General features: G+C 50.6%; 22 protein-coding genes and 1 pseudogene. 15 read left to right on the top strand and 8 right to left on the bottom strand.

Annotated elements, in window-relative coordinates; all coding sequences use genetic code 11:
- Positions 1 to 41: 41 nt before the first annotated feature.
- From GWL_RS20665 to GWL_RS20635, 8 genes are all read left to right on the top strand, one after another.
- Complete coding sequence (locus GWL_RS20665; RefSeq protein ID WP_034351556.1) at positions 42 to 638, top strand: HAD family hydrolase; 597 nt, start codon at positions 42 to 44, stop codon at positions 636 to 638.
- An 862-nt stretch (positions 639 to 1500) separates the two neighbouring features.
- Positions 1501 to 1950 (top strand): hypothetical protein, encoded by a 450-nt coding sequence (locus GWL_RS22795; protein ID WP_050978162.1) that lies wholly within the window; start codon positions 1501 to 1503, stop codon positions 1948 to 1950.
- A gap of 157 nt (positions 1951 to 2107) precedes the next feature.
- A complete protein-coding gene (locus GWL_RS20655; protein WP_237713616.1) occupies positions 2108 to 2584 on the top strand; it encodes a shikimate kinase in 477 nt (158 codons plus the stop codon).
- 70 nt (positions 2585 to 2654) lie between these two features.
- Complete coding sequence (locus GWL_RS20650; RefSeq protein WP_157174304.1) at positions 2655 to 3143, top strand: hypothetical protein; 489 nt, start codon at positions 2655 to 2657, stop codon at positions 3141 to 3143.
- Positions 3144 to 3207: 64 nt separating this feature from the next.
- Positions 3208 to 3663, top strand: a complete 456-nt coding sequence (locus GWL_RS23545; RefSeq protein WP_157174303.1) for a hypothetical protein — start codon at positions 3208 to 3210, stop codon at positions 3661 to 3663.
- Positions 3664 to 3716: 53 nt separating this feature from the next.
- A complete protein-coding gene (locus GWL_RS20645; protein ID WP_034351554.1) occupies positions 3717 to 4103 on the top strand; it encodes a hypothetical protein in 387 nt (128 codons plus the stop codon).
- 460 nt (positions 4104 to 4563) lie between these two features.
- Positions 4564 to 4917: a DUF6864 domain-containing function gene (locus GWL_RS20640; RefSeq protein ID WP_157174302.1), complete on the top strand. Its 354-nt coding sequence runs from the start codon at positions 4564 to 4566 to the stop codon at positions 4915 to 4917.
- Positions 4917 to 5270 (top strand): hypothetical protein, encoded by a 354-nt coding sequence (locus tag GWL_RS20635; RefSeq protein ID WP_050978159.1) that lies wholly within the window; start codon positions 4917 to 4919, stop codon positions 5268 to 5270. The genes GWL_RS20640 and GWL_RS20635 overlap by 1 nt, the downstream gene beginning before the upstream one ends.
- A gap of 689 nt (positions 5271 to 5959) precedes the next feature.
- Here GWL_RS20635 and GWL_RS20630 read toward each other — a convergent pair.
- From GWL_RS20630 to GWL_RS20620, 3 genes are read right to left on the bottom strand one after another with little or no spacing between them, the layout of a single operon-like run.
- Positions 5960 to 6859: a plasmid partitioning protein RepB C-terminal domain-containing protein gene (locus GWL_RS20630; RefSeq protein WP_034351550.1), complete on the bottom strand. Its 900-nt coding sequence runs from the start codon at positions 6857 to 6859 to the stop codon at positions 5960 to 5962.
- On the bottom strand, positions 6856 to 7773 hold the full coding sequence (locus GWL_RS20625) for a plasmid partitioning protein RepB C-terminal domain-containing protein (protein WP_034351549.1): 918 nt from the start codon (positions 7771 to 7773) through the stop codon (positions 6856 to 6858). Before GWL_RS20625 ends, GWL_RS20630 begins: the two co-directional genes overlap by 4 nt.
- A gap of 9 nt (positions 7774 to 7782) precedes the next feature.
- A complete protein-coding gene (locus tag GWL_RS20620) occupies positions 7783 to 9336 on the bottom strand; it encodes a recombinase family protein (RefSeq protein WP_081486123.1) in 1554 nt (517 codons plus the stop codon).
- An 896-nt stretch (positions 9337 to 10232) separates the two neighbouring features.
- Here GWL_RS20620 and GWL_RS20610 point away from each other — a divergent pair.
- The 6 genes from GWL_RS20610 to tcmP all read left to right on the top strand — a co-directional run bounded on the left by GWL_RS20610 (position 10233) and on the right by tcmP (position 15311).
- The gene (locus tag GWL_RS20610; RefSeq protein ID WP_157174300.1) at positions 10233 to 10460 is read left to right on the top strand and encodes a hypothetical protein; all 228 of its coding nucleotides are present in this window, start codon (positions 10233 to 10235) and stop codon (positions 10458 to 10460) included.
- Between the two features lie 138 nt (positions 10461 to 10598).
- Positions 10599 to 11282, top strand: coding sequence for a hypothetical protein (locus GWL_RS20605; RefSeq protein WP_050978158.1), 684 nt, complete (start codon positions 10599 to 10601; stop codon positions 11280 to 11282).
- 342 nt (positions 11283 to 11624) lie between these two features.
- Positions 11625 to 11846: a DUF6471 domain-containing protein gene (locus tag GWL_RS23980; RefSeq protein WP_255347977.1), complete on the top strand. Its 222-nt coding sequence runs from the start codon at positions 11625 to 11627 to the stop codon at positions 11844 to 11846.
- 71 nt (positions 11847 to 11917) lie between these two features.
- Positions 11918 to 12781 (top strand): DUF5131 family protein, encoded by an 864-nt coding sequence (locus GWL_RS20595; RefSeq protein ID WP_034351542.1) that lies wholly within the window; start codon positions 11918 to 11920, stop codon positions 12779 to 12781.
- Between the two features lie 30 nt (positions 12782 to 12811).
- Positions 12812 to 14095 (top strand): three-Cys-motif partner protein TcmP, encoded by a 1284-nt coding sequence (locus tag GWL_RS20590; protein WP_008334058.1) that lies wholly within the window; start codon positions 12812 to 12814, stop codon positions 14093 to 14095.
- Between the two features lie 13 nt (positions 14096 to 14108).
- Entirely contained in the window at positions 14109 to 15311 is a 1203-nt protein-coding gene (gene tcmP, locus GWL_RS20585; protein WP_008334057.1) for a three-Cys-motif partner protein TcmP, read from the top strand.
- Between the two features lie 143 nt (positions 15312 to 15454).
- Here the strand turns inward: tcmP and GWL_RS20580 are convergent, their stop codons facing one another.
- The 5 genes from GWL_RS20580 to GWL_RS23140 all read right to left on the bottom strand — a co-directional run bounded on the left by GWL_RS20580 (position 15455) and on the right by GWL_RS23140 (position 21533).
- Positions 15455 to 16327 (bottom strand): hypothetical protein, encoded by an 873-nt coding sequence (locus tag GWL_RS20580; RefSeq protein ID WP_034351541.1) that lies wholly within the window; start codon positions 16325 to 16327, stop codon positions 15455 to 15457.
- 608 nt (positions 16328 to 16935) lie between these two features.
- Complete coding sequence (locus GWL_RS23145; protein WP_081486109.1) at positions 16936 to 18024, bottom strand: TniQ family protein; 1089 nt, start codon at positions 18022 to 18024, stop codon at positions 16936 to 16938.
- Positions 18021 to 18929: a TniB family NTP-binding protein gene (locus GWL_RS20575; RefSeq protein ID WP_008334054.1), complete on the bottom strand. Its 909-nt coding sequence runs from the start codon at positions 18927 to 18929 to the stop codon at positions 18021 to 18023. The genes GWL_RS23145 and GWL_RS20575 overlap by 4 nt, the downstream gene beginning before the upstream one ends.
- Positions 18926 to 20848 (bottom strand): Mu transposase C-terminal domain-containing protein, encoded by a 1923-nt coding sequence (locus tag GWL_RS20570; RefSeq protein ID WP_008334053.1) that lies wholly within the window; start codon positions 20846 to 20848, stop codon positions 18926 to 18928. Before GWL_RS20570 ends, GWL_RS20575 begins: the two co-directional genes overlap by 4 nt.
- Position 20849: 1 nt before the next feature.
- Positions 20850 to 21533: a TnsA endonuclease N-terminal domain-containing protein gene (locus GWL_RS23140; protein WP_202799760.1), complete on the bottom strand. Its 684-nt coding sequence runs from the start codon at positions 21531 to 21533 to the stop codon at positions 20850 to 20852.
- A gap of 81 nt (positions 21534 to 21614) precedes the next feature.
- Here GWL_RS23140 and GWL_RS20560 point away from each other — a divergent pair.
- Positions 21615 to 22301 (top strand): annotated as a pseudogene (locus GWL_RS20560) (ATP-binding protein); the annotation flags it as partial.
- Between the last annotated feature and the right edge of the window lie 3 nt (positions 22302 to 22304).

The following is a 22304-nucleotide window of genomic DNA, read 5'->3' as shown; positions in this document are numbered from 1 at the left end:
CGACCACGATTGAGGATGTCGGTGTAACTCGCGCTTAGACCATGGCTCTCATTGCTCTGGATGCAGATGGTGTATTGCTGGACTACCACGCGGCATACCGCGACGCTTGGTCACGGGCGTTCGGATCTTTACCTTGCCTGCGAGATCCTCATGCTTATTGGCCGATCGACCGCTGGGATGTTGAAAGACTCTTCGGCCCGCGATTGGCGCATTTCCGGTCGTATTTCAACGAAGAATTCTGGAGCTCCATACCGCCCTGTGACGGTGCGGTTGAGGCTTGTCACCGTTTGCGCGCGGCAGGCTATGACCTGGTCTGCGTTAGCGCGATTGAAGATCAATTTTTAGCAGCTCGCACGAAGAACATTCAGGATTGCGGCTTTCCTGTCGATCGGGTATATGCAACTCATGGCGCCGCAGGCTCTATCAGCCCGAAAGCAAGGACGCTGGCAAAATTGTCTCCCGTCGCATTCGTCGACGACTATCTCCCCTATATGCGCGGCCTACCGGCCGACATTCATGCTGCGTTGGTAGTACGTGAGCCCAACGGCAGCCCCAATACAGGCGACGAATTAAGGATCGTGCACTCTCAGCACAAAGATCTCGACGCTTTCTCCACTTGGTGGTTGGCCAACATCTGACTGATCGCCAAAAGAAAAGGGCGGTCTACCAATGTCGCCCTCCCTTTGCCCCCAGCTGTCTACTCTCAGTTCTACAGCGCGATCCACATTCCCTTGTCGTGTTATGCGAATTTGCAGTTCAATCCCGTCCTACGTTGCTCCGCGATCCACTATTGCGCTCGCTGTCCGATCTGTTCAGCGTAAAGACGAAATTCGTTCATGAACTAAGCCGCGAGGTGTGGGAGGGCCTATTTCTCGAGCGGGCGATTGAATACAAATACAGAAATGACAAGTCATTCAAGACCGGTGCAACAACGGCTTATGTAGCTCTGAACTCTTGGTCGAAGCAGCATGATACGCAGCCATTGCGTATTTCAGTGATGGTGGACACTTAGTTCGGCGACGTGAACGTTTCTAGTTCAGTCGAGCTGGACAGCTGGAAGACCATAAAACTACTCAGCGCCGATAGCCTATCCATCTAAGAAGCCCGCAGCCAGCCAGTAGTGGCCCTACAGATATAAATGAAATGTGCCGTAATACTGGTGCTGGTACCGAAGGCCAAGCGTCTGGAGCAAGGTCGTCTGACTCGAAGGGATCGAGTCGAGTTACTTTTTGCTGGCTAGAAATTTGTTTGCAGCAATGCAAGATGCAAAAAACGGAGGCCGGAAATGGAGAAAGCCCGCAAGAGGCGGGCTTTCGCTTGCGTTTTTCCTGAAACTCGACAGTCGACTAGAACCGTCTTCGGGGATGAGGACTGCCAGGCGAGTAAAATAAATCCAATCACACCGCGTTTAGGACTGCTATCGGCCAGAAGAGGACTATGCATACGTCATCCGAGGGGATGCTCTAATTCGGCCAGACGCGAACTTGGGAAACAAAAAATATGGCATATACCCTTCAGGCATTCGTCCTGCCGCGATGTTCTTTAGAAAAGGGGGACTCGGCCGTCTTTCCGGGTCTGGTGGAGTTAAATCAGGGGCTGGTTATGATTCCGATTACAAGCGCTCTGCGAGCGGCCACCGGCATTCCTTTCCTTCCTCTGACGGAGGGTGGTGAAAAAGCGATGCCACACTCGTTGGTTGCTCTTTGCAAAAAAATCGCTCTTCCAGGTCCGGTCCTATACTTGGAAGCCGAATACTTTGGAGGTGTCGGGGCGCAAGCGTATGCGGTGATCAACGGCGGCGAAGTGGTTTCAGGTCCGATTGTCGGCGCTGATGCAATTAATTCCGCGCTTGCTTTGGTCGGCGTCAATGTCTCCGAGGATCAGGATAGATTTGGCGTTGTGGGACTGAATAAATATCGCGATACGGATCAATGGGTTACAGGATCGTAGAGGTCCGCAATCGGCCAAGAACAGACATCGAATATATTTTCCGGACGCGTGAGCATGAGAAAAAATAAATGACAAATGTCCTTCATCTTCTAGGCCCTGGCGGTGCCGGAAAACGAGTGCTGGAGAGTTGCTGGGTAAGCAGCTAGGTTGGGAATTCGTGGATCTCGATAAATGTTTTATCTCCTCTGTTGGCGATATTTCTGCATTTATCGAAACGAAGGGCTATCGCGCGTATGCGCGGCGAAACTTGGCTCTTTACGAATCAATTCTCTCCACAGTCAATGCGTCCGTAGTTCTTGCCTTATCCTCTGGCTTCATGACATATCCAGTTGACGTTGACGAAGGTTACCTGGCGCTGCTTCACCAAATCGAAAATGACCCCTTGTCTGTCTTGCTGCTACCCTCCTTCGAGCTGGAGGAATGCGTTGATATCATTGTCAGTCGCCAAATGAGGCGACATTACCTGAATAGAAACTCACGGCGAGAAGAAGAGAAAATCCGGCAACGGTTTCCAGCATTCATGTCCCTTCAATGCACTCGTTTTCTGAGCAATGCCCCCCTGACGGAGCTGGTTTGCGACATTACTCGGTTTGCAATGGAACAGAGGCCCCTCTTTCAGAAATGCGTGAATTGACACGGGCCACAGAACGCCGTCTGCAATCGGCCAGAAGTGGACCTTCAAGAAACTAATCTTTCGGAGCGTGTTGTATATGGAACTGCGGCGAGAGCTTACCCCCCCATCGCTCGATGAGGAACTCGTCTCCCGGCTCGCTGAGCTGGCTGATGCCCTTGATGGCACTCCCAATGAAGCGCTGCGCGCCGAGTTCAACAGGCTTGCTGGAACAGAACTCGCGATGATTTCTTTCCAAGGCATCCATGGAAGTGAAGATCACGCTAACTTCGTACGCAGAATACTACGCAAGCAGCACATAAAGCCGGTGCCCGATATCACCCGAGCAGAACTTATTGAAATTGTCCGGCGCGCGATGAAACTAGATCGAGGTGGCTTACACGAGGCGTACATGGCTATATTTGACTGTAACGTGTCACGGCTACACGCATCAAACCTCATTTTTTACGCCCCCGACTATGACCACGATAGCGACACATGGGGTGGCGGAAAGCCGATGAGCGACTACGATCCCAGTCCCGAGCAAATCGTCGACTGGGCTCTCGATACGACCGCATCTTGAAGGAGAATTGCTTGGACCAAAGGGCCGCTTTCGGCCAGAAGCGGACCTTCAATAGAAAAAGCACATGCCAATAATTTTTCAACTATCCGAATTTACGAAAGCACCACGAGGGTCGTACGCTTTCGATTTTTGGGTCCACCCAGTTTTAATTCCAAGCGTATTAGGTTTATTTGCCGTCGAACTTCGCCCGGATATTGGCGAGCCAGATTTGCAGATGGTTAATGAAGCTGAAAGATTAGTCTCATTTATGCAAGCAAATCCAGATAAATTATTGGATAAAGTCTATGAACACTACCGGGGGTTCGATGCCCATTCGGAATGGCTAGCTTCCTGCGACGTTCCAGAAAAGCTAAAAAAAGATGAACTGCCGCCATATCTTGTTGTGAGAGATATTGTCGTCATTCGGGACGAAGGCATGCAAACACTGAGTTCATGTTTTTACATTTCTCCACAATGGGATACGGAACACGCCATTTGCCTTGAACTGCGCGGAATAGAACTGGAATATTGCGATTTTTGAGTTCTGAAAATATGGGCGGAAACGGCCAGGAATAGCCATTCATCCTAAAAACCATGCAAGAAGAAATTCAGAAGTTATTTGATACTTTGGCATCTACGCCGAATGGTCCTGAGAGAGAGGCAATTCTCACGGCATTACTGGTACAGGATGGGCACGGCTTGCACGAAGACATCGTATTTGAGCTCGGGTTAAGTGGGGCTTCGAATGCTGTACCGGCTATAAGTAAGGCAGTCGTCATCCCGTTCCAAGAGCTGGTGCGGTGGGGGAATCTACACGAGTTCCAGCGCAAATGCGCCTATGCGTTGGCACGTATTGGAACAGAAGAATCGAGAGAAGCACTTGTGGTGATGACACAAAGCCCGGATGAGCATTTACGGCAATATGGAGAAGAAGGCCTGAGTCATTGGCCCATGCCATACAAAGGCGATAAGAACTCCTAGATATCTAACGTCTGCAATCGGCCAGAAGCCGCCATCTCATTAAAAAATAGCCTGACTAGATTGGGCTATTTTTTTGTGAGCTGGCATTCAGAAATGCTCTCGGAATTCAGCTGCTCCGCAAAAAATAGTGCTTTGCGGAGCAAAAAAATAGCGGCCTGCATCGCTGCAAGCCGCTCTGGTACTGGTGCTGATGGGCGGAATCGAACCGTCGACCTACTGACTACGAATCAGCAGGGGAAATATAAAAATCAATAGGTTAGAGTGATTTTTGCTCCGCAATTTAGAGGTACAGCGGCCCGCAAGACCAGTTAGGATACGGCTCAATTGGCAATTGCGAAGCGAAAAATTTTCTCGGAATATGCGAATACGGTTCGATCCTGATAAAGTTTGAGATGTATTTTTTGGGGGCCAAGAAAAATATCAGCCCTTCATTACCCATAACCTGAAAATAGAGAAAAAAGTGCCAAATCCTCTTACCATAACTTCACAAATTGACGATTTTGTACAAGTAGGCACGCACATAGTGCATTTTAAAGATGCGGAATCGATTCGTATCAAGATTGAGTCGGTCGAACTCACTATTGCTTTAATGGAGGATGAAGGGGGAGCGCGTTTTCACGGCCAGCCTTCCGAAGACAAAAAAACAATGCAGTTTGTTTTATACAATCATGACAAGCCTGCAATTAGTGTTTTCAAGCCAGTCAGAATTGGGAAGATTAATGGCATGGATACCTTTATTACTTATTATTTAACCACTATTGGCAAAGGCGGCGCGCGTAGGCTCGAGCTTTGTTTCTATACGAAGGCTGAATGATGAGCGATCAATCTCTTCTCGAAGAAAGCTCAGCGGCCATTAACTCTATCGATGACGAATCAAAACCAAACGTTAAACCTGTCCTCAGCGAAGTTAAAGGCAAGGCAAATGTCGTAGGGAAGTTTGCCGAATTATTCGGCTCTGGTGAGCACGCCAAAAATACCTTCATCTGGGTGGCAATGCGATGGAGCTTCGTCATCGGTTGCGTGATAAGTTCTGCCCTATTTGTGCGCGCTTTAGTGTTTCCTGAAAGGGCTCCAAACCTGATCGACGAAATCAAATCAACCTGGAATATTTTCGTTCCGATCATAACGCTGGCGCTCGGCTATGCCTTTGGGAAAGGATCAGAGTAAGGGGCTGTTGCGAACTTAGCTTAAGAGAGATTTTGACCTCATCTAGCACCTCAAGGCGCAAACCGAGGGTAGAGGACTTCTTGGATTTAAGCATGGCGTTCGTAACGAATCTTTAAGTGCCGAGATGAGTGTAAGCAAGGATGACGTTTCCTTCATCTCTAGCCGTGCCCGACTGCGTCAGCGAAAATGAACTCGTGGGGACAATGTTTGCTTCGCAATCAGGAAATTTAGCGCCTCGCAAGCCCTTACGGGGCGTGGGTCGCTTGAGAATTGCGAAGCAGAATTTTCATTGCCAGATACGAATGTTTGCTACAGTTGCCGATGTCCGCAATCGGCCAGAAGCGGTCTTGGTCATATAATGAATTTTTCTTCTCCCAATGTCCGGGTAGGACCGCAATCGGCCAAAAGCGCCCGAACGGGCCTTTTTATTCACCCAGATAGTCTCATCTGCAGACCGCGCCTGTATCCGTACCAACCTCTAGCGGTACCGCTTTCTTGGCCGACGGTGCATCGAGCGATTTGCTGATGGCCGTAGGATCGTTTAAAGGCATCCGTGCGGAATCAAGCGGGATTGCTATTAGAGTTGCCTTCTTCTATGCGCGCAGACGTCGAGGGCAAGTCTGATGCCGAAAGCGGCGACGGGCCCGCTATTTATACCCCTGTATATTCCGACTATCGCCCTGTATCGTCTACTCCTGACTGATACCACGACCATCTGCTGCTATAGCATCAAGTGTCGCGGTAACGCTGGAGAGCAAATCTGGATGATGCCGGTGAAGATGCAGACGAATATTTTCGTTGCGAAGAAGACGATTGATAAAGCCTTTAGCCACGACAAGGGAAAGCATAGTGTCCCCAATAGTATCTTCTACAGCTAGGCTGTCATGTTGCAGCCGTTCCATCTCGGCTTCCATACGAGTAATGTCCTCGGGTGAAATTTCCTTACCGACCTGGCTTTTCGTCTTTTCTATTAACCCTTCTGGCCGTGTAGTCACGAGTATCATGTTCGCATAACTTTTCGCGAACTTATTTGCTGCTATCATCATTTCTGCAGCTTCGATTTGCCGTATGGGTTTCATTTTTCTGAGAACCCTGAAGACTTCAGGTGAGACTTGTCTATCCCGAAGAAGTCTGGCGGCCTCTGGTGCAATTCCATCGAGTAAATGTGCCTTCTCCCGTACTTTTTTGACGTCTATAGCCAAAACCTTTGCAATTCTGTCCTCGGAGGCTCCCTTAGCTAGCGCTGCTCGAATCATCCGGTATTCCTGAACTGAGGCAATTCGATTTATTTGTTTATTGTAGGTAAAGCTCTCGTCATCCAGGGCAACCATACAGCGAACGGTGCTTTGGCCAAGTGACTTCACCGCTTCCAGCCTGAGTCTTCCATCTAGAAGATCAAAATATTCTGGTTGTCCTTGGGAAGGATGCACAGCGAGTGGCTCGATGATGCCAAGCTCTTTCACTGAACTTAAAATACTCCTAAATTTCGGCGTCACAAGAACTTGCTTCTTAATTGGCACCAACACGCGAATTTTGTTAATTTCCAAATCTAAGATAATGCGGTCAAAGCAGTGTCTGATATGGCTCATGGCAGCAGATCTCCTGGTAGACGCCTAGCAATGACTTCTGGAATATCGTTTACCTGTTCAGCACGAAGAAGAGTTCGGAAGTGCTCGTCAGATAAAAAATGTCGTATTGCTGAAATGATGAGTAGAAGGCGCTCTTCTTGAACACGAGCCTTTTGAATGTTCAGTTGCTGCCGACGCACTTCGGTTTTATATATCCGGAGCAGCTTCTGTGGTGTCGGACTATCTTGCTCTCTCTTGTGCTTGGGATACGCCGATTTTCCTAGCGCTTCTCGCTTACTGATTATCTTCCTAACGACAAGAAGCTCGTCGCCTTTTAGCGTGCCGTCTTCATATGCATCCATCAGCGCCTTCTGAACCCCGTCACTAGACGCACGCGAAATTTCGACGGCAAGCCAGACCGGTACTTGAGACTTTTCAACTGCGCGCAGAAGCCTTTGTTCGCCGTTATCGAGGAGATGGAGAATACTTCGAACATAGCTTGTCTCCAGATTTGTTTTGATGGCAATCTGCTCTGTACTGTATCCTTTTTGTCGTAGCACGAGAATGCCGCTGAGTAGTTCCTCGGTAGTGTGCCTACGCCTAGCGATATTTTCGGTGAGCGAGATTAGGAAACGATCTATTTCAGGTGCGGCCACGATGCAGCACGGTATCTCGGTCTCGCCAAGGTGTTTCAGTGCCTCAAATCTGCCCTGCCCGCACAGGACTTCGTACCACTCACCTGTTGCGTCTTTTCCCCCTATAGCGACCGTAACAGGGCGTTTTAATCCTAGTACCGAAATGTTCTCAACAAGTCTAGAAAAAATGAGTGGATTTCTGCTGCGCGGATTCAAAATCCGGATGCGGTCGGCGGGGATAAGCGAAATGTGTTTGGACGCATCTAGATGCTCCGAATGAAGCTCTCGAGGATTTGCCATATTTCTCTCTCAAAGCGCTATTCGGCGCGCTAAATAGGTGAGCATGGAGAGGTCATCGTAGCGGTACGCATCGAACCCATTTTCATTCGCCTCCCCAAGTCGGAGCTTTTGAGAAAAGAGGTCTATATGGGGAAGGAGATAATAGTCGCGGATCGCACATGCATCTTCGCTCATCCGGACTGCAATAGTGATTTCAGCTCGTACTAAATTGTCGAATCTTAAAATCCATCTATTGACGCCGTTAGTCAGACTGCGGCAACGACATAGCACAAGGGCTGCACTAAACTCCTTGTTGATCCAGAGTAGATCGGATTTCTGGTCTTGTTCAGCCGTTGCCCCGACCGCATTTATCGCGGCAATCGCCGCGGAGACGATTTTTGGATGAGCTTCCCGGAGCTTTTTGTTGATTTCAAGATAGCGATAGTCCCGTCCAGGATCGTAACCAATGAGAGTATATGTTCTAATGAGACTACCGAAACGGCTGGCGAATGCGCTGCTAGACGGGCATCCATTAGATTCGTCAATGATTATTCCTGAGAGCCGTCCGTGTTCATGCAATAGTCGTTTCAGCGCATCCAGCATTTCATCATCAGTAAGCCGATAAGAGCGGGCCAAAATGATCTGACGTGCTGCATTGAAAATAAGGCGGTCTACAATAGCTGAAAAAGCACCCTCAGCGCGGGCCCAAGCAGCGGGTGGGTTGTGAACACGCTCTAACTTGAGCTTGAACGATGTACGGTTCCAGACGTTATCTCCTACATATTTCTCATTAATCAAAATCTGATGAACCGTACCACGAGTCCATGATGTTCCGCGGTCTGTGAGCTTTCCCTGACCGTTAAGGTTGGCAGCAATTTCGGCCTCGCTCAAACCGTCTTCGACAAATGCGTTGTAAATCCACCGAACTATTTCTGTCTCTTCTTCCGGGCCTGGCACTAAGATCACCCGGTCTGTTTGAATAGATTTATGTTGACCGGCCTGCAGTATTCCTTTGTGGTTCCCGGTGTGATCAATCAGCATCCTTCTGAGGCCGTATCCGGCAGCACCGCCTTGACGAACACCGAGTTGGATCAGCCGTAGCTGCCCTGCATGAACCTTTACACTTAATTCGCGGCTGTACTCCCCTGCCATTGTTCGTTTGACATTCTTGATGATGCTAGAAACGGCACTGCCGTCATTCTCAAATTGTTCTGCACAATACAGAACTCGAACACCGGCTTGTTTACAACGAATCTCGTAGCTAGCACTCTCATCTGGATCCTGAAAACGCCCCCAGCGGCTGACGTCGTATACTAAAATAACTCCGAATTCAGCGAATCCAGACTCTACGTCAGTCAAAAGTGACTTTAACTGGTCACGACCTTCTAGTCGTAATCCACTTTTACCCGCATCCGTGTAGACCTTAGTAATTTCAAGATTTCGCGACAGAGCGAACGCTGTTATTACATCGAGTTGATTTTCGGTCGAATACTGCTGGTGCTCAGTGGACATGCGTACATACGCAGCAGCACGCTGCTGAGTTGATTTGTCCAGGGTGCGTTTTGCGGGCCTATTTGTAGACATCGCCTTCACCTCATCTGAAGCATCTGCGCTACGACCTAATCTCCTATGGCTTGGGATCAATATACTTTCGCTGAGGTGAAATATGTTGCGAGAAGCACGCAAAAAATTGCGGACCGAAACTCCCAAAAATTTAACAGCTCATGAGTATGCGATAGCGATTGAGGTCGCGCTCAAGCAAGAGATTGGAGCATCTCGGCATGCCGTGAAGACGCTTTGCAAGCTTACAAACGCAAGCGAGAGGACTGTGCAGAACTGGTTGGCCGGTGTGAGAGGGCCGAGCGCTGTGCATCTGATCTTGTTAGCGCAAAATTTTTCTTCCGTCCGATCTACGATCATGTTTCTTTCTGGACAGGAAGGACGATATTCCGTTGGATCAGAAATAATCGTTGACCTCCTATTCGAGGCCATCGCGCTCCTGACACAGCAGTAGAGTTTAGACTCTCACAAATGAGCCAGGTTTAAAGTGAACCCCTCGAGCTGGATAAGGGTTGAGCGAGAACTAAGCTGCTTTGCACTACCGGGCGCATCAAAAACAAAAGGACCTTAATTGTCCAGACGGGACCTTACTTTTTTTCGGCGCTGCCGCAATTGCGTTGCTCTCCGACGAATGGTTCTCCAGCACAATTTCGGCCGAGATTTTCGTGGCGTTTCTGTTGAAGCAAGCTTTACCTTCGGATGTATAGTGGCGAGTTGCGAGGGGCATATGATGTCTGAAATCGGCCAATAACGGACTTTGGGTGCATCGTACTGTCCAGGTTGCCACCGCTCTGTCCAGTTCGTTCCGGTTTGCGTGCCCAACTCAAACCGAACTAAGTGTCCACGAGCCTCTGAAATATGCACAAGTTGCCGGAATGGTTCAAAAAGGCGTGGAAGGAGGATGGAAGGACGCTGAACTGTTGACCTCGACCATCACGACTCAATCGGGGCCTAATCCGAACGAGGCAGGCTTACTGCTCGATCTGACTCAAGGCGGCAAGAATCGCATTGCGCTTCCCAACGGCGAAAGCTGCGTCTTCTTGGACGATGGCGATACCATCGTCATGAAAACCGTGGCGGTTCGAGATGGTCTGCCAACAATCGGATTTGGCGAGGTAAGCGGAAGAGTGATCGCAAACAAGAATTGAGATGTGCTGCCGGCCGGGCTGCGCAACAGCGCCGCTCAGTCGCTGCCACTCATGTATTTGACGCCAACTCTCAACTGGTGTTTTTGTTCCACTCCATCCATGCTAGCACCATCTCGATCGGATATCCTGAGCAGACTAATGGATCGGGGGATCAATATGGCATGCGACTGGAGCTTTTTATCTAGCGTCATTTCTGCGGCATCGGGCCTAGGCGGTGTCTGGCTTGGGGGATTTTTGACATGGAAACGCGAGGCTGATCGCGAGTCGGGTCGTATCAAGAAAGAATCAAGCTACCTGGCAATTTTGGTCACTGCCCATTTGGAACGCTTTGCCAATGACTGCGTTCATGTGGCATTCGACGACGGTAGCGCATACGGGCGGCCCGCCAGCAAAGATGGTCAATATTACGTTCCGACCGTGAAGACGCCAACATTCGACCCTCTGTCTTTCGGCGTCGATTGGAAGGTTCTGCCGTCAGACTTAATGTACGAAATATTAGACCTCCGTTACAAGAACGAACAACTGATCAATGAGATTGATGCGAAATGGGAATTTGCAGATCCGCCCGAATACACAGATTTCTTCTGGGCTCGCCAATACGGTTATGCCGAGCTCGGACTAGATGTGGCAAAAATTGCGCAGCGCTTACGTGAACACGTCGGAATTACCACTCCCGTAAAGAAAGAAGGGCAGTGGGACCGTGATGAAGCGCTTCGCGAGATGATGACGCGAATTTCAGAAGAGAGGCGGGCTTGGGAAGAAAGATGCGCTGCTGTGCCATCACCTTTTTCCAATAACGCAGAAGACCCGAAGGAAAGTTGATCACAGTTATTGCCCGCACAAAAGAAGCCAGGCCATATTGGGCCTGGTTTTTTCTTCTTTGCTTCCGACTTATTGCATCTTGCGCCTTATCCGCGACATCACTGCCGCACTGGCCAGCAAAAGGGCGGCTACAAAATAGAAGGCGTAGTCCATGCCGCAGGTAGTGGAGCAACAGCCGCAGAGTCAGTAGCGGGCAGAAATGATGAAGCACAACTGATCAAGCTATTAAAGGCTTAGAGGCCGAAAGCCAATATGCAATTACCAAATATGATAGATATTTATTATTTGTGATTTTAAATTATCATATGTGATAATTGCGAATTTGCAACATCAAACATATCTGTGCAAACCGATCGCTGGAACGCCAAGGCAGCAAACATCCTCAGGTCCGAGCTAACCCGCTCAGGCATGTCGTATAGCGACCTCGTTTTAAAGCTCCAAGAGATCGGAGTGATGGAAACCTACGCGGGAATTGCAAACAAACTAAGCCGCGGCAGCTTTTCATTTGTTTTTTTCTTACAGTGCATGCAAGCAATCGGTCGGCAGAATATCAATCTGGAATGATGGATTGGCTAGCTGATGCACGGCGTTGATACTGTATATTTATACAGATTTTGTGAAATCTGAGGAACAACATGGGCGCCAACAGCAAAATCGAATGGACTCATCACACTTTCAATCCGTGGTGGGGATGTGTACGTATATCGCCAGCATGTAAGCACTGCTATGCCGAAACCTGGGCAAAGAGAGTCGGCATGAACGACCTCTGGGGCAAAGAAGCTCCTCGTCGATTTTTCACGGATGCTCATTGGCGGGAACCGCTGAAATGGAATCGTGAGGCAGCCCTAGTTGGTGAGCGTCGTCGAGTGTTTTGCGCGTCTATGGCCGACGTCTTCGAAGACCGTGCCGATCTGAACGATGCACGAGATAGGCTTTGGGCATTGATTGAAGCGACACCCAATCTTGACTGGCTGCTGCTGACCAAACGTATTCGCCATGTGCGAAAACTTGCGCCTTGGAGCGGAAAGTGGCCGCGCAACATATGGCTCGGCACCAGCACTGAAAACCAGCTTTGGCTCGATAAACGAATTGACCATTTGCTTGAACACGATGTGATGGTACGCTTTATCTCGGCGGAACCCCTTCTGGGGCATATGAACCTGCAGCCGTATTTGCAAACGCCAGGATCGTCAGTGGCAGGGATCAATTGGGTCATCGCCGGCGGGGAAAGCGGGCCTGATTCAAGATCCATGAATCCAGCTTGGCCAGAAAGTCTCAGGGACCAATGCAGTGAGGCCAATGTACCGTTCCATTTCAAGCAATGGGGACATTGGGCGCCGGAGGAGCTAATTGCGGAAGGAATTTCCGCTCGCGCGCAACGCATCGCAGTCGTTGGTAGAGACGGGGAAATTATCAACCTGGTGAAGGTGGGAAAGACGAAGAGCGGGCGTGAATTGGGAGGGATGACCTGGGACCAGGTTCCTGAACTCGCCATTTAATCGGGCTGCCTAGAATAACTAGGGCAAAATTTGTCAAAGAACGGTGATAAGTGGACGTGGATTGTCGGCCAACCTCCCCCGCCAATCGACTCGCACAGTAAGGTAAAACACAAAATCATTCGGGATTACTTGCTTCAATACATCAAAGTATTGATGGCAAATCCTCTAATGCCCCAGCTCAAGCTAACACTGGTCGACGGTTTCGCAGGTGGTGGAAGCTTTATCGACGAGTGTGGCGAAACCTTTGGCTCTCCTCTGTTACTGCTTCAAACAGTCAAAGAAGCAATAGTTCATCTCAACGTCACCCGGACTAAAACTCAGAGGAACGTTGATACCAGATTCCATTTCGTCGAAATCAATCCAAGCAATTTTGAGTATTTGCGCCATCTCCTCAAGTCGGAAGGATATAGCTCGCAGTTCGGCGAAAAAATATTCCTACACCAAAAGGCATTTGAAGAGGTCTGCAAAGATATCGTCACGCATACTCGTGGCCATAAAGGCGGTGAGCGAGCTCTGTTCTTGCTTGACCAGTACGCTTACGATGACATTAGCTTTCCAACTGTCCGCTACATTATGAGCTCACTAAAAGGGGCGGAAGTTATCCTGACGTTTAATGTCGACTCGCTCCTTACCTTTCTCACCGACAGCAAAGAATTTCATCAAATCACGGAACGCATTGGTCTGCGCGAACATATAGATTGGGATGGCTATAAGGCCCTCAAGGCTCAAACACGCTGGCGGGAAATGATTCAACGCCAGATTGCCTACGGCATTTGGCGAGCGACTGGTGCCAAATTCATGACCTTGTTCTTCGTCACCCCTCAAGGTCATCGCCCATGGTCATATTGGCTTGTTCATCTCTCGAATGTCTACAAAGCAAATGACGTCATGAAAGGCGTCCACTGGCAACACGGCAATAGCTTCGGCCACAGTTTGGAGCCTGGTCTTTTCCAGATTGGCTATCAGGCCAATCAAGATGAAGGAGTGACTGGTCAAATGGGATTGTCTTTCCAGGAGCCGGCCGCTTTTGATGACCTCCTGAAAGATGCCAGCATCAAGAGGTTAGGTGAGCTCCTTCCAGAGATGATCAAAGAGCATCCGGAAGGAATTTCATTCATGACGCTGCTGGAATCAATCGCCAATAGAACCAACGCTAATTCACAATTGATTCGACAGTCGCTTGATATCGCTTTGCAGACAAGGGACATTCGCGTCGAAAAATCTGGCGGCGGACAACGCACCAAAGGCAGCGCTATTGGTGCCTCCGACATTCTGATACCGAGCAACCAACGTTCCCTGTTCCTTCCCTTCTAGCCGGAGCAATGCCATGAAGTTAAATTTGGATCAGATCATTCCAGACGCCTATGTTGGCCGGGAGCAGGCTTACATTAAACATCTTCTTCTAAAGGGCTACCTGGAACGGTTGCTCTACATCGTGGGGTACCACGCTCACGCTCTCGGCCAAGGAGAGGTTGTGTTCGTCGACTGCTTTGCCGGGCCCTGGCAGGATGATAGTGCGGATCTTTCGGCCACATCTATCGGCATCTCGCTTGAACTTCTATCGCAAGTCAAAGACGCTTTAGCAAAAGTCGGGAAGGTAGTCAGGTTCAAGGCTATCTATATCGAAAAAAACAAGCACGCATTTGCGCGGCTAGAAAATTTCCTGCGATCAAATACCCCCGATGAGATCCACACGCAGTGCTTCCCAGGAGACTTTGTTGATCGAATACCGGATTTATTAAAGGAAATACCTAGCTCCAGCTTTGCATTCTTCTTTATTGATCCAAAGGGTTGGGCCGTGGTGAAACCTGAAGTTTTATCTCCGCTACTTTCTCGCCCGCGCAGTGAATTCCTGATTAACCTCATGTACGACTTCGCCAATCGGGTTGTTTCGATGGCCGGACAGCGTGAAACAGTAGCCGAACTCTTTGGTAAGTACATCAGTATTGATGAACTTCCTCAGGATCCCACTGCAAGAGAGATCTATCTTCTAAAATTGTATCGGGTGGCCATTACAGAAAAGGCCAAAAGCCACGGGAATAGGGCCATGACCTCTTACGTGTCGGTACTCGCCCCAACAGCCGACAGAACCAAGTATCACTTGATCTACCTGACACGCCATCCTAAGGGCATCATCGAATTCATGGAGCAGTCCGAACAGCTCGCTCCTGTGCAGAATACAGTGAGAGCGGCTGCAAAATTTGAGAAGCAAAAGAAAGACTCAGGAAGTGGAGATCTCTTTGGCTTTGATGCTGACCTTTTGCCTACTGTAGCCAGTGATACTGAACGAATGCAGATGCTAGAAGAACTCTGGCTCTCAAAATTCAGCAACAATACCTTGAGTGTGACGATCGATGTCTTCGCAAGTCTTCTGTCTGAGTCGGATTGCTTCCCGTCCGAAATCCAAAATGCGCTACGCAGCTTGATCAATAAGGGATTGGTCGTAAACACAGATGCTAAGGATATTCGCCGCCGTACGCGCAACGTTGTCAACTTTGAGAAAAAAGAACTTTTGCGATGTACTTCCTAAATTGGCAACCTGCTTAAGTAATTTTCCCGTCACTGCCATTGATTTTCATAAAAGATACTTTTTATAGAAATATGGCAAGAATATTGGCAGATAAATAACGGGGCATTAGCTTCGCTGAATAGCTAACCGAGTGCAAATGGATCCTAAGCGGCCATGCGTTGTAAATAAGCCTGAGCAATGGCAAGCAGGCCCGTTGGAATCTCAACAGAATCGCTATCAACCTTAAATTTCAAGCAATTTCCGTCTGAAGTAAAGTTCTCTCTTGGAATGGACTTCATTTTTGCAATAGTCAGTCCAAACGACAAAGCTAGAACACGACACAAGACGCTATCTTGTACATGTTCCGGTCCTTCCGCATCCACCATATCCAATAGCTTGCGCAGCCGGGCCACGGTAGCAGGAGGCTTGGTTCTGATGTTGAGAACGTGGCTTTGGGGTGGCATCACCACCCTCCATCCACGGATCTCTGAGCAAAATCCAACGAATCTGAGTAGATTCAAGTACGCACCCGGATGACGTAAAAGATGGCGCTGTGCCTGACTTTCTGTCCAACCCGAGGGGCCGACCTTAATCTCGGCACAAAAGGTTGCCGCCGTTGCGATGTAGAGCCGGCGGGTCCGTGTTGAGATCTCAAGCCCTTCTAGCCAAGAGGCGTATTCTTTCAGCAAGGGCCCCCAAGGCTTCCCGCCATGCTCCGCCAGCTTCACTTTGATCCGATCTCGATCTGCCGCATCTTCTCGCGAAGATTGACAGACCTTAATTGACAGCGCTTCTTCCAAATAGCGTCTCACAAGCAAGTGTTTGCGCAGGGTTGCGGTTCCGAAATCACGTAACAACGTATCGGGAGAGATCTCCACAATCTCAGCGTAGGTGGCATCAAGGCGCTGCAACATGGGTTGATGGGCCTGATACAACTTGGCAAGACCCGGACTATCTTTCTTCCGCTCCCAAAGCGAGTGAGCGAAATTGACGCAAAAATCCTTGGCCCATGCATGATCCAGCGTTGCGGCTAGCATCACTGCATCCTTCAGAATCCGGTCTTTATTGATGCAAGGCCGGCATTTTGCATTGCCGGCGCCTGGCAGAGTGGTATTGCAGCCAGGGCATGCGTGAGTGCTCTCTTGTCCTGGGACACACTGAGCGCAGTACGGACTATTTGCGTCCGTATAGCCGGCAACCTTTCTAGATTTTTTACAAACGGAGCAAGTCTTGCAACTGGCGCTATTGCGGCATCGATCACAGATCTTCGCGTGAATGCCCATTTGGGGCATAGACGAGAGCCGCGTTGAAGGTCGACCGCACTGCTCACAAGGCCGAGGTTCTCGGAAGTAAGGGGTGCAGCTGGGGCACACAGGCATGCCCGCGCTGATCATCCCGGCCTTTCCGACGATCGGCTTGCTACAGCGCTGGCATGTCCGGCCTTCCAGGCTGCATTTACGACAAATTGCGTCTTCATGACTATTTTTATGCACACGCGCGGATGCGCCACACCGAAGACACGGCCGCGAGACGAAATGCCTCTTGTAGCAGGTTGCACAAAAGTCTTTGCCATCCCATATGCGATGCGCCTTCTGAATCGTATCGCCACATCCATCACAGTAGCGACCGTACTTCTTATCGATACTCATGCGCCACCTCCGGCCGCTTCCAAAAGGATACGAGCACGATTTGTACGCCATCCTTCATTCTTGTTCCGAGCGATACGCTGAAGAGCGAGACGGACGGGCACCGTCTTTCGTGATCGAGTTCGACGGCTGCCTGTGGGGAGGAGAGAAAGAGTTGGGGCGAGCCACACGGGAATTGCCTCCCGTTTAGCAAATGAGCTCTGATTCAATTTTATGTCGGACGCCAGTTCCAATAGCTGCTCAGGCCATTGATCCAACAGTCCCGAAATCGCGAGACTCTGCTCTGCTCGTACGACAAGTCGCTCATGCTCGAAACGTGTCCCCATACAACCACTGGTAAAGCCGGGAAAATTGATTTTTTGGTCGGAAGAGGCCAACTTTAGTTTGATGGTCCGGAAAAGCAAGGAGAGCCCTTTGAAAAATGAGGCACTTTCAATTGTAGCGTCTCCAACAGAGGTCACTCCGGCCTGGAGGGCATTCATGAGATATAGCTGCCCACGCTGCCGCTTCTCTAAACCTGCATCAGAGTCACTAGCTGACTTGGCCAGCGGATACCCGCACTGCCAACAGTTGCAGAGCAATGCATCGTTTCGATGAAAACACACTGGAGCAAGGCATCGTCCACAGCAATCCGCTAACGAACAGCCGTGCTCCAAGCACGTTGTTACAAATGATAGACGCCACTCCTTTTTAAATATTCCATCAGCGGCAAGACATTGCGGACAAAACTGCAGACCAAATCGATGACGAATGCGATGAAAGATCCCAATCGAACTGATCCACGGATCGGTTCCAGGTGCAATTGGTGGCAGCATGTCAGTACCGCACACCACACGGCGCCATTTGTTTAGCGTCAGGTCGCCGACCTGTTCGGCAGATAGGGATGCACGCTCGGACAGTTGAAGCAAGAAGTCGATACTGGCGGCGCGATCGATATCACGATTCCAGATACAAACACGCGGGAAGTGGAACGAGTAAAAGCGATATGGGTTCATGCCATGAGCATGAGCAGCTCGAACTAAATAGGAGCTAAGCAGCTCCGAGGAACCTGGTTGAGTGCGAATCACCCAAGGCCGGAGCGCGCTCATATGGTTCTGGCGACCTCGTCCCAGCCTTCCGGACCAGTCCACTTCACAGAGTCAAGAACCTCTTCTGTGATTTGCTCGATGCCGTTCTCGATGGCATAGGCTCCAGCATTCTTAAGTAGCTTCACAGTCGCGCCGAGGGTGTCGCCACACATGCCGTAGATCTTCATGCCGATCGGACGAGAAATCAAATTTGACGGCTTAGCGAGCGGAAGTAGGGTCTCGTAACTTGCAAGAAATCGTAAATAATCTGCATTGAGTGGCCAACGTGGCAATGCTAGCGGTTCGAATCGATTCTTCATTTGCGGATCTGTGTTGAGCGCATTGATGGCCTCCGAGGTGCCGGCTGCAACAATGGATAGCTTGAGATCGTTACTTATACCTTTGATAGCTGCCAAGATATCGGCAGCACGCTTCCCCATGTTCTGAAGATTATTGAATTCGTCGATCACCAAAATCCGTACCTGCGCATATTGCAGGGCAGATTTGGCTTCTCGCTTCTTTAAGTGTGGCGGATCTTTTTCCCGGTGAGAAATACCTAGTTGCCATAAGATCGTTGACCAAAGCTCACCCTCATCCGGCGTCTCCGGCATATCGAAGCTAAGTACAGGCATCACAGGGTCACCGGACGCGGTTACCTGTCCAGGACAGCGATTAAGAAAGCGCTCAAGAATGGCGCTTTTGCCATTACCACCTCTGCCAACGACAAGGATGCTCGGCATGCGCATTGTCCTGGGATAGATCAGTAGCTCATCAAGCTTGTTGAGCACCCACTCCGCACGCGTATAACCGATCCATTTGTCTTGTCGGCAAAATTCAATTCGCTCAGCTGTCGTGAGATACATAGCATCACCCGTATCTGCTGAGAGATGTGGAAATTGAGGGTTTTTCTGGGCTTGAGTATTCATCGCTGCGAGGTGACCTGATCGAATGGCAGAATTTCCATGGCGAATGGATCGTCTGCGGCGGCACCGGCCGGCTCTTTCTGAGGCTTCGCAGCGGCGGCCGTATGGCCGGGTATAGCCGCGCTGACGGGTCGAGATTCGCTTGCAGGATTTCGCGCCTGCTGTCGTCGAGCCGCCTTGGTGGTCGCGACCGCTTGTTCCACGCGAGTCCGCATGCGCTCTATGGCTGCAAAAATACGATCTTCGTCAATGTCGTCTTCGCTCTGCTTCTTAAGAATTGCCAAGACATGGCGCAGCTCCCAAATTGTGATCGGGGGATGTCCAATATTGCGATATGGAATCTCTATATAGCGATTGTCGGCTGGGTCGAGGAAATAGATCTTGGAGATGTTCGATGGATGTCGTCGGACGAGGAAATTGCGCTTTGTATCCGGGGCGTCGGGATCCGCGGCATTGATATAGCGATCAAGGGCTCGGCTGTAGTAGAAGATATTGTCGATCTGAATACCGTAGCGCTGAACGGTACGCTCGAAAAACGGCATAAAGTCAATTTCGATACGAACAGGGTTTTCAGGGATTGGCATAGACCCAGTTCCCATCGATTGGCCATCTCCATTGACGCCAAGCTCCCACCGCTTCGCAGGCGACATACCCAGTGCACTATGCCTGCGCTGGTGATAGATATTGACGATGAAATCTACCAACTTTTGCTCATACTCTCGCACGGTCAATGCGGCCTCAGCGTCTGAATCGTAGCCTACGCGCTGTTCCGGTTTGGAGAATGTGGCACCTGGCAGTTTTCGATCATGATTTCCGACATTGCCCATCATTCGCTCAATGTGCCCACCGAAATTAGGTGTCTTAACGGGGCGCCATTGCAGGTCAATACCGTATTCGTCGGCGCCTCGCTCTAACGCCATAGAGCGGAACTCCTTAGCGTTATCAACATAGACAATCGCCGGCACGCCCCAAACACCCCAGTCGCCAGGTACATCAAGTTGCGCTAGATACTCGCGCTTTGTGCATATCCCGCGGGCCATGCATATTCCTACGGCCGAAGCATCTGGTCGCTCGAAGGAAATGAAAAGGCCGACGACCATTCGGCTGAAAGTATCAATGGCTAGCGTAAGCCAAGCGCGTCCAATGGGTTGGCGATATTTTTCGTCGACAAGCACAACGTTGGTCGGCGTGTGATCGATCTGAACGGCGGCAAGGGGATAGGTACCATCGGAGAAATTCCCCTGTATCGGGTCATATTTGTCACGCGCCTTGTCTCTGAAGCCACGTGCACGCAAAGTGGAAGCTGGCTTGAGCGCCGCCAAACGATTGCGAACAGTGTTGGCATGCGGCGGTACCACTCTCGCCAGACGACAGCGGCGAATAACCTCATCGATGACATCTTGCGGAGTGCCTCGCTGCTTGGTCAGATATTCGTCTTGGATAGCAGAGGAAATGATGGTTTCCAGATGCTCTTCGAGGAACGTTGTACCTGTTTTTCTCCCTCGCTTACTTGGTATGAGCACAGAAACATGCCCAGCGGATTGAAACAGGTTCAGCCATTTGTATAGCGTGGCCGCATGAACGCCATGTTCTTTCGCAATGATCTCGACGCGAGCGCGCGTACGAATGGGCTCCTGGAGAAGAGGTTTAATTGCCTTGAGGCGCCGCTGTGCTTCAGCCCATTCTTCGTTGGAGTATTGCAAGCTGTCCGGGGCGGCGACTTCGTGCTTTTCGTCGCTTTCACCTTTTTCTTGCAGGATCTTGAGGGCATCAATGAACAGACGCTTGGATTCTTTCGTTTCCAAATCCTCCGCGACGACGCTATTTGCGGAGATCAGGTGCGTCACTCTGTAACCACGTCCCTCACACTGAACCAGCGTGCCAACATCGACTTTGAAGAAGTTTCTGGAAATTCCGACCATGTCAAACTCCTGGCAGCCAAATAGCAGAATGCATCGACATTGGACGATCTAGCATTGCCGCGATTCGGCGATGCGCGATCAAACGCCAAAGGAAGGGCATCGCAATTTGCTGAGATTCGCGGGTATTGTAGGATGCAGCAAGGAGCGCTTGAGGCGTAGTTGGCCCAAGTGCTTTCAACGAAAACAGGAGTTGCTCTTCAGTAATTTTTTGAGGTGCGAGTGCGGCGTAACGGCGGAAGAAGATTGCATTTGCCAGGTAAGGCGTGCGCACCTCCAGCTCGGTCATAATTTTGAAGCGCCAATCATTCGCACGGCAAAGCTCGACTGCAGCACGAAAACGTGGTCGAAATTCTTTCCATATTTCTTTGAGTTCACTGCGGAATTTGAGCTCATAGACGACGATCTTTGCGCCGTACGCTGGCGTTTCGCGTTCAACAAGCACATCTGGCGTATAGGTTCGAACTACACCCTCATACTCATATGACATGGTGAACGGCTGAACCGTGACCGATTTGACGTCGGGATCGAAAGCTAAGCATTTAAGCCAGTCACGTTCAAGAGCGGACTCATGATGAGCTCGTCCTCCCCCATGCATAGAGACTCGCCCGGTAATGCCGCGATAGCTCATCTTGAGCGCACGAACAGGCTCTTTGCAATCCAGTCGCGTAATTATTGCAGTTTTCAATCCAGTCGTCCCTAAAGCTATTTTTGAGTCGCCGTATAGTTTGTGAATATTGCCCCGCCGCAAGAGGAGAGTCAAGTATTTACAGTCGCCTCAATAAATAGAAATGACAGCGGCAGTTCACCCCGGCCCGGAGAAATCTCGCTGGCGCATCATGGGGTCCTGTTCCTCGACGAGATCGCCGAGTACCCGCGCAGCGTGCTTGACGTGCTGCGCCAGCCGATGGAATCGGGGCATATCGTGATATCGCGGGCGGCGCGGCAGGCACGGTTCCCGGCGCGCTTCCAGCTCATTGCGGCGATGAACCCCTGTCCGTGCGGACTGCATGGTGATCCCCAGGGCCGCTGCCGCTGTACGCCCGAGGTGGTCAAGCGCTACCAGGCGCGCCTGTCCGGTCCGCTGCTGGACCGCATCGACATGCAGATCCATGTGAGCGCCCTGAGCCCCGCCGAACTGGCCAGCCAGCAACCGGGCGAATCCAGCGCCGCCATCGCAGAGCGCGTCGCACACGCCTTTGAACGTCAATGGCAGCGCCAGGTCAAACCCAACAGCCAGCTCGGTGGCAGCCAGATCGACCGGTACTGCCAGCACGACGATGCCGCCGCCCAACTGCTGCAGGCCGCCATGCTGCGGCTGAACTGGTCGGCGCGGGCCTATCACCGGGTGCTGAAACTGGCCCGCACCATCGCCGACCTGGCCGATGCCCAACACATCCTGCAGGCGCACGTGGCCGAGGCGGTCCAGTATCGGCGAGTGCTGGGCGGGTACTAGGCC

Source organism: Herbaspirillum sp. GW103, from assembly GCF_000261365.1.
GTDB lineage: Bacteria > Pseudomonadota > Gammaproteobacteria > Burkholderiales > Burkholderiaceae_D > Herbaspirillum.
The sequence above is the reverse complement of the archived record's forward strand: the minus strand, read 5'-3'. Positions and strand labels throughout refer to the sequence as shown.